7 protein-coding genes are annotated in these 7,707 nt (G+C 60.3%); 4 read left to right on the plus strand and 3 right to left on the minus strand.

Features of this window, described 5'->3' with window-relative positions; genetic code table 11:
* The 3 genes from NP589_RS20885 to NP589_RS20895 all read right to left on the minus strand — a co-directional run.
* Positions 1–844, minus strand: an 844-nt coding sequence (locus tag NP589_RS20885) for an AMP-binding protein (protein ID WP_256608699.1), incomplete at its 3' end; no start/stop codon positions are given.
* Positions 841–2,064, minus strand: a complete 1,224-nt coding sequence (locus tag NP589_RS20890; protein WP_256608700.1) for an isochorismate synthase — start codon at positions 2,062–2,064, stop codon at positions 841–843. The genes NP589_RS20890 and NP589_RS20885, both read right to left, overlap by 4 nt.
* Before the next feature lie 6 nt (positions 2,065–2,070).
* The gene (locus NP589_RS20895) at positions 2,071–3,924 is read right to left on the minus strand and encodes a TonB-dependent receptor plug domain-containing protein (protein ID WP_256608701.1); all 1,854 of its coding nucleotides are present in this window, start codon (positions 3,922–3,924) and stop codon (positions 2,071–2,073) included.
* Between the two features lie 277 nt (positions 3,925–4,201).
* On the opposite strand from NP589_RS20895, the gene NP589_RS20900 reads away from it, so the two are divergent.
* The 4 genes from NP589_RS20900 to NP589_RS20915 form a co-directional block, all read left to right on the plus strand.
* The gene (locus NP589_RS20900) at positions 4,202–5,185 is read left to right on the plus strand and encodes a helix-turn-helix transcriptional regulator (protein ID WP_256608702.1); all 984 of its coding nucleotides are present in this window, start codon (positions 4,202–4,204) and stop codon (positions 5,183–5,185) included.
* A 119-nt stretch (positions 5,186–5,304) separates the two neighbouring features.
* A complete protein-coding gene (locus tag NP589_RS20905; RefSeq protein ID WP_256608703.1) occupies positions 5,305–6,084 on the plus strand; it encodes a siderophore-interacting protein in 780 nt (259 codons plus the stop codon).
* A complete protein-coding gene (locus NP589_RS20910) occupies positions 6,081–7,019 on the plus strand; it encodes an ABC transporter substrate-binding protein (protein ID WP_256608704.1) in 939 nt (312 codons plus the stop codon). The genes NP589_RS20905 and NP589_RS20910 overlap by 4 nt, the downstream gene beginning before the upstream one ends.
* The coding region (locus tag NP589_RS20915; RefSeq protein ID WP_256608705.1) for an iron chelate uptake ABC transporter family permease subunit at positions 7,016–7,707 on the plus strand (692 nt) is incomplete at its 3' end. The genes NP589_RS20910 and NP589_RS20915, both read left to right, overlap by 4 nt.

Raw genomic sequence — 7,707 nt, forward strand, 5'->3', positions numbered from 1 at the left:
ACGGCACCAGGGCCAAATGGCTGACCGCTTCGGCGGCGATCAGCGCGAAGGCAGCGTCTGGCTCGGGCCTGGTCAGCAGCACGATGCGACCGCCGACATGCAAGGTGCCCAGCGTGCCAGGCGAACTCAGTGGAAAGTTGTGTGCCACCGGCAAGGCCGCTAGGTATACCGTCGCGGTGTCGAAACCGCAAATAGCGACGCTTTCCCTTACGCTGTAAAGATAATCGTCGTGCGTGCGCGGAATCAGCTTGGGCGTGCCGGTGCTGCCGCCGGAAAGCTGGAGTAAGGCCACTGCGCCGGGGTCCGGTTCCGGCAGAGTTGTCAGTTCCGCGTAAAGCATTTGTAAAGGGACGAATTCTTCCGCCGCGCCGACCACGATTACTTGGCGCAAACTTGGCGTCAAGGCTCGCGTTTCCCGCGCCAGCACGCGGTAATCGTATCCATCGTGGCGATCCGGTATCACGTAAGCAGCAGCCTCCGCCAATTGACAGAACGCGGCGATTTCGGCGCGGCGATGCCCCGGCAGCGCCAGTACCGGAATCAGACCGAGGCGAAAACAGCCAAAACACACAGCAAAAAATTCGGCGATGTTCGGCAATTGCACCACTATACGTTCGCCGGGGCGCAAGCCCAATTGAGCAAATCCGGTCGCCAAGCGGTCGGCCCGTTCGTCTAGCTCGCGGTAGGACCAGCGCCGCGCGCCGCAGACCAACGCGAGACGTTCACCGTGGCGCCGCGCCGATTCGCGTAGAAAAGCGCCCAAGGTTTGGCCGCGCCACCAGCCACGTTCGCGATAGCGTCTGACCAGATCGTCCGGCCACGGCGTAAAATCCGCTTCCGTCATACTCCGCTCCCTTGGAGAGCGTCCAGTAAGGTGCGGAACTTGGCCGCAGTTTCCGCGACTTCGCGCCAAGGTTCGGACTCCGAGACGATGCCGGCCCCAGCGTATAGATTGGCGCGATTGGCTTCGATTTCCGCGCAACGTATCGTTACTGCCCATTCGCCGTTGCCGTTGGCGTCGCACCAGCCCACCAGACCGGTGAATAGGCCGCGATCGAAGCCTTCCAATTGTTCGATTGCGCGGCGTGCCAGATCACGCGGTTCGCCGCATACGGCCGGGGTCGGGTGTAAGGCCAGGGCCAAGTCGAAGGAACTGGGTGCAGGGTCGATCAACTTGCCGCGGATCCGCGTGGAAAGATGCCAAACGCGGGCGGTTGCTATCAACTCCGGGACCGGCGGAACCTCCAGGTTGCGGCAATAGGGCCGTAAGGTTTCCGCCACCGCTTTCACCACCAATTCATGTTCGTGGCGGTCCTTGGCGGAGTGCAACAACTTACGGGACCGCGCCAGATCCTCGCCAGGGTCGTTGCTGCGCGGCGCTGTGCCGGCAATCGGATTGGCCAGGACGTGCTCTCCCATGCGTTGCAACAATAATTCGGGACTGGCGCCGATCAAGCGGCGGACGCGACCGGACGCCGTCGGCAAATCAACGGCAAAAGTGTAGCCGGCTGAATTGCGCGACGCCAGATTGCGCAATACCATAGCTTGATCGATCTCGCCCTCGCCCACTACTTCCAACATTCGGGACAGCACGACTTTTTTTAAGGTTGATTGCCGCATCAAGTCCAGCGCTTGTTGCACTCGTCGTGCATAGAGGGCCTCCGTCGGTCGTTCTTGCGTTTCAGAACTGCGCACTGCCGCTTTCGTTCGGGTTATCGCGTGGCGCGCTAGGGGCGCGGCCGCATCCAATCGATGGGGAATAAACAATACCGGATGGGCTTCGGGAGCAAACGGCAGCGCGCCTACCGCAATGGCCGGCGTATCGTCGTTTTGCGTGCCGTCGGCGAACAAACGCCGCAGAGCGGCTGCCATCGGCTCATCGGGGTGGCGGGTTAACCGAGCCCGGACGCCGCTGCCTAGCAGGGTGCGCTCGGGCGTGCCCAAGAAAAAACTGGAACCGGCGTCGTAGCGCTGCAGCAGAGCAATTGCAGTGGGGCGCTCGCCGTCGGCAGGCCCATTCGTGTCGGCGAACGTGGGAAATAGCTGCCTAGTCTCGGTAAACATATGCGTTCAGAACTCCAGGCGGGTTGAAATTAGCATACTACGCCCGGGATTTTGCAGCGGTGTAATGAACCCAACCGCCGTACCGGCTGTATAGCGATCGGTATAGTCTTCATCGGTAAGATTGTTGACTTCGGCTCGTAGCGTCAGGCCTCGGTAAAAATTAGGTTGCCATTGGGCAAACACGTTGTAGGTGTGATAGCCGTCAAGATCGCGATTGCCCGAATCCTCTGCGAAGCGGTATTTCAGCGCAATTTCCGAACTTACCCCGGTTTTAACGCCTAGTTCCGGCCAAGCGTAGGCGGCGTGCAGTTTGATAATTTCGCCGACGGGCGAGCCCAAGTAGAAGGCCAAGGTGCCGAGTTGAGAATGATCGTAGCTGACCTCGGTGTTGGTGTAATGCGCGCCGAATTCGGCATTTTCGCGTTGATAGCCGAGGCCTAGATTGAAGCCTTCGGTCTTCACCGCCGGGCCGTTAACCCGGACGAAACTGTCCTCGCCTTCTTGATAGGCCGGGGTATTTTGGATTCGGGTCGAGAACACCTCGCCCTCCAGCTTGATGTTTGCCAAGCTATAACTGAATCCGGCCTTGGCATTGCTGGCACGCTGTGCCGCAAGATCCGCAGAATAAGCCGAATACGGCATGGTGTGGAAGATCGCGGCCTCGGCCAGTTGTATGCCGCCGAACACGTAAGAATAACTGCTGTTCAGGGTAAGGTCCGGCAACGGCGTGATACCGAGCGAAATGTTAGGGCTGGCGCCGGTATTGTCGAACTGTTTCCGGTCCACCGATTCGAACTCTTGAGAATCAAGGCGGACGCCGCCGGAAAATTTAAGCCAGTCGGCGGGCTCACCGCGTAATTGCGCGAATCCGCCTAAATTTCGGGCCGTTTCGGTCATCGAAGCATCGCGAAAGTTATCGGTTAGCGCCCGGTCCTGATAAAAATCCATACCGGCGCTGAGTTCGCCCAACGGCGTTTTGATGCGGTTCAACGCCGTCGCGCCGACGCTTTCGATGGTGGAGTCGAAATAGCCGGGACGAAATCCGCCGTTCGGATTCGGTCGGGAAAGCGACGTATCGTTGTAATAAAAGCGAACTTCCGGATCGTAGAACTTGCTCGGCTGCCGGGTGCTGTATTTGAAACTGGCAGTATTGCGTTTAAAGATGTTTTCCGATAACAAGGTGAGACCGCGCACTGCGGCGAAATTGGCGCGGAAGGGCCGGATTTCATCATCGGACAAATGCTGGGCCGAGGCTTCGAAGCGGTGCCCTCCCTCCGCGGTATACGCCAGTTTGCCTAAAGCGCTGAGCAGATTGGTGCCGGTGCCCGGCACCGGATCGCCATTGCCGGCGTCGTAATTGCCGCCTTCGGCGTGGGAGGCATAGCCCAGGGCTTCGACGCCGTGATAACGTCCGTAGGCGGCGCCGGATTTGGTATAGGTATCCAGATTTCTGGCAAAACCGCCGCTCAGGAACGCGCCGTAAGCCCGGCCGGTCGGCAACAAGTGGTCGACGTCTTTGGTTTCGTAGCGTAAAGATCCTCCCAGCGCGCCGGGTCCGGCATCCGCCGCCGCTACGCCGGCTTCCACGTTAACCGCTTTTAACACGCCAGGGTCTAGCAGCAGGTTGGCGTTGTGGTGCCAAATATTATTTACCTGCCGGGCACCGTCGATCTGAACGTTGAGATTGGTTTCTTCTATGCCGTTGACATACACCTTTTGAGACGTTGCGGTCGGGCCGCCGACACCGACTGAGATGTTTTTCTCAAATACGTCCTTGATCGAAGTCGAGGGAGTGTCTTCCACCTTCTCGGTGTCGGCATCGGCTTTCACCGCTTTACCGGTCACTTTAATAGTATCCATGACAACTGCCTTATCTGCGTCTGACTCGTGCGGGCCGGCTAGTGATCGTTCGACCGAAGCGAGTAAAAATATAGTTAGGGAGAGCGTACGTTTCGATCCGACAGGGAGAGTTACTTTCATGGTTAGCCTTCAAATAAGAATGATTTACATTAACATTAGTGGCTGTTATTATCCGACTCAAAGCAAGCCCGTGCGTTTGCGGGGGAAGCGGATTCCTTTGCGGGCCGCGCAGACGCCGGCTTGGAACATCATTCAGGAATCAATCGGACATAATCCTATGAATCGCCTATCGACTATTACCTCATCCAAGATCGATTGCTCGGCTTTGTTGCGACCGGGTCTAACCACCCCCGGCGGTACCGCTGTATCCTTGGCCGCCAGCGGCTCCCCGATAGTAAGCGGTAGCCTGCGGGAGTTGCAGTTGCAGCCCGATTTGTCGCTGTATGCGTCCGATGTGCGGGACGAGTTGGATATGGAAGTGACTGGAATGTTGCAGCCGGGGCTGTTGATAGTGTTGCCGCTGGCTGGTGAAGCGGATGTAAGCTACGGAGGTCAACGTTTTCTGCTGGGTGCGGGCGGCGCTGAGCGTAGCGGGCTGGTCGTCGCTTTAACCCGGCGCGAGTGCTTTACCCGCCGGTTGCGGCGCGGCGCGCGGCGGAGGGTAGTGAGTTTGGCGTTCGGTACGCGCTGGCTCGCCGAACATGAAGACGTGCTATCCGCTCACCAGGGACTGGACAGCTTGCTCGACACTCATCTTGCCGTACAAAAGTGGCGTTTGTCCGCGCGCGTGCAGGCTTTGGCGGGCAGTGTGTTCGAATTGTGCGCCTCCAGCACGCCGCTGATGAGCCTGTGTCTGGAAAGCCGCTGCCTGGACATCGCCGCCGAAACCTTGGCGGCGCTGACGGATGTCCACAGGGACCCGATGTGCGTGCTTAGGCCGCGCGAACGGCGCCGATTGGCGGAATTTCGCGCCTTTCTCGATAGCGGGGAAGGTGACGGCTGGTCGATGCAGGCCTTGGCCGAGCGTATCGGCATGAGTCCCAGTACCTTGCAGCGCTACTTTCGCCTGTATACCGGCAGCACCGTGTTCGCGTATCAGCGTTGCCGGCTGCTGGATCATGCACGCTACGCATTGGAACGCGACGGTATCAGCGTCAGTGACGCGGCGCATCTGGCCGGCTACACCAACGCCGCTAATTTCGCGACGGCTTTCCGCCGCCAATTCGGCAAGGCTCCGGGCAGCTTACGCTTGCGTCATTAAGTCGTCTTTGCGTAAAACGCACGCTGCTTTGCCAGCCGGTCAATCCGCAGTCCGGTGCAGCCGTTACGCCATGGCCCACCGTATAATTCTGCACCGATCTTAACCTTTCGATTTTTCGTATGACGACCCCCAATTCGCATCGTAGCCCGTCCGTTCGCACCCCTCTGCGCCTGATTGTGCGGGAAACCCTTAGCTTGGGTCCGCGTTTGCGTCGTATCCGTTTTCACTGCGAAGGCTTGCAAGTGATAGGCCATGCCGGGCCAGGCGCGCATCTCAAATTGCTGCTACCCGGCTCCGACGCGACCGAGGAACCACGGCGACCGGCGGCGCGCGCCTACAGTCTACGCCGCGTCGATTTTTCTCAGAATTTACTTGATGTCGATTTCGTGCTGCACGGCGATGACGGCCCCGGTTCGCGCTGGGCCATCCGTGCGGAATTCGGCGACAGCATAGCGTTGGCCGGCGTTGGCGGACCGCCGTTGTCGAGCGCTGCCGCCGATTTTCATCTGTTGGCCGGTGATTTGACGGCCTTGCCGGCTATTGCGGCGGTACTGGAAACGCTACCGGCTGCGGCAAATGGAGCGGCATTGATCGAAGTGACGGACGCAACCGACCAACTGGCGTTGCAGCATCCGCCGGGAGTGAAGCTGCACTGGCTGCTTTCGCGCGCTTCCTGTCCGCTGACGGACGCCGTCCGCCAAATCCGCTGGCCGGCAGGGGCGCGGGTATTCGCCACGATAGCCGGCGAGAGCGCGTCGGTACTCGCCATTCGCCATTATTTGTTGCACGCGTGCGGTTTGTCCCCCGCGTTCATGTACGCTGTGCCGTATTGGTGTCGGGGGTGCAGCGAGGAGGATTATCACGACGAGCGGCACCGCTGTGTGGAGGGGAACGAATGAATGCGCCGATGGTTGGGGCGGTGCTTTTACTGGCCTTGCTCTTGGCGGCATGCGATGGCCCTCCGCCCGCCGTGCCGGAGGCGGCGGCCCGTGAATTGATCGACGCTGTCGGTAGACCGGTACGGGTACCGCAGGCGGCACAACGTATTGTCGCATTGAGTGAGTTGGATTTGGACGCCACGCTGGCGCTTGGCCTCCAACCGGTCGGTGCCAGCAACGGCCGGGGCAGCAACCATCCACCGCGATATTTGGGCGAGCGCGTCAACGGGATAGCAAGCGTCGGCGACTTTGCTCAACCGTCGCTGGACCGCATCGTTGCCCTAAGACCGGATTTGATTTTGGCCGGCGGTCAGAGCGATCCTGGATTCCTGGATCAGTTAAGGGCAATCGCGCCGACCGTGGTCAGCTTTTATCCCGGAGAATATTGGCAAGACAGCCTAAAACGCATAGCCGACGCCGTGGGCCGGCAACAGACCGGCGTGCGTGTGCTCGACGATTACCGCGGGCTGGTCGCCCGGCTGCGCGAAAACCTGAACGCTCATCGGGGCGAATCGGTGAGTATCGTTCGTCTCACGCCGAACGGGCCTATGTACATGCTGGGTGATGCGTTTGCCGGTCGGGTTCTGGACGATTTGGGTTTGACCAGACCGCCGGCCCAGCGCGGACCTGGTGCCGGACACGGACCGCCGTTGAGTCGGGAGGTGTTGGCCGACATCGACGGCGATTGGTTGTTCATCGGCAATTTTGCACCGGATCCGCGCGGCGTGGCCGAATTGCGAGACGAACCGGCTTTTTCGGAACTGCGGGCTGCGCGGCGGCATCGGATACGCGAAGTCGATGCCGCCTTGTGGACCGTAATCGGTGGCCCGCTGGCCGCCAGAGCCGTATTGGATGATGTGGCGGCGGCTTTCGCCGCAGTGGAGACCGGCTCGTGAACATCGCCGTGTACAAAGCCGGCGCCGTTTATGCGCTGCTGCTGCTTTCCGTGCTGGCCTTGGCCTTGGCGTCTTTAAGCCTGGGAGCCGGCGGCGTCGGCTGGAGGAGCAGCCTGAATTGGATACTGAGCGCGTCGAACGACGTCCACGTCGATCTGGTGTTGGGCGAATTGCGGTTGCCCCGTTTGCTTAAAGCCTTGGCCTTGGGCGCGGCACTGAGTGCAGCCGGGGTTTTGTTGCAGACCGTAACGCGCAATCCGCTCGCCGAAACCGGTTTGTTGGGTGTTAACAGCGGCGCCGCGCTCGGGGTCGCTCTAGGTATGGCGCTGTTTGCCGCGCAAAGCCCCACGGCTCAGATCGGATGCGCACTGGGTGGAGCCCTGTTAGGTAGCTTGCTGGTGCTGGTGCTGGCGCATGTCGGCGGCGGTCGGGCATCGCCGTTGCGGCTAGTGTTAGCCGGATTGGCGCTTTCGGCCACTTGCCATAGTCTGACGGCTTGGCTGGCCTTGGTCGACACCGCCAACCTCGATCGTTTCCGGTTTTGGCTGCTAGGTTCTTTGGCGCATCCGCATGCAGGTCTGCTGTGGCCCGGCCTGGTGCTGATAGGTTTCGGTTTGGCCGCGGCCGTGATACTGGTGCGCCCTTTATCGGCGCTGGCTTTGGGCGACGATCTGGCGCGCGCGCTGGG

It is taken from the genome of Methylomonas rosea (genome assembly GCF_024505055.1).
Taxonomy (GTDB): domain Bacteria; phylum Pseudomonadota; class Gammaproteobacteria; order Methylococcales; family Methylomonadaceae; genus Methylomonas; species Methylomonas rosea.

Excerpts from the sequence above, each read along its gene's own strand:
- NP589_RS20905 (WP_256608703.1), top strand. The coding sequence starts at position 5,305 with ATGACGACCCCCAATTCGCATCGTAGCCCGTCCGTTCGCACCCCTCTG.
- NP589_RS20900 (WP_256608702.1), top strand. The coding sequence starts at position 4,202 with ATGAATCGCCTATCGACTATTACCTCATCCAAGATCGATTGCTCGGCT.
- NP589_RS20910 (WP_256608704.1), top strand. The coding sequence starts at position 6,081 with ATGAATGCGCCGATGGTTGGGGCGGTGCTTTTACTGGCCTTGCTCTTG.
- NP589_RS20890 (WP_256608700.1), bottom strand. The coding sequence starts at position 2,064 with ATGTTTACCGAGACTAGGCAGCTATTTCCCACGTTCGCCGACACGAAT.
- NP589_RS20895 (WP_256608701.1), bottom strand. The coding sequence starts at position 3,924 with ATGGATACTATTAAAGTGACCGGTAAAGCGGTGAAAGCCGATGCCGAC.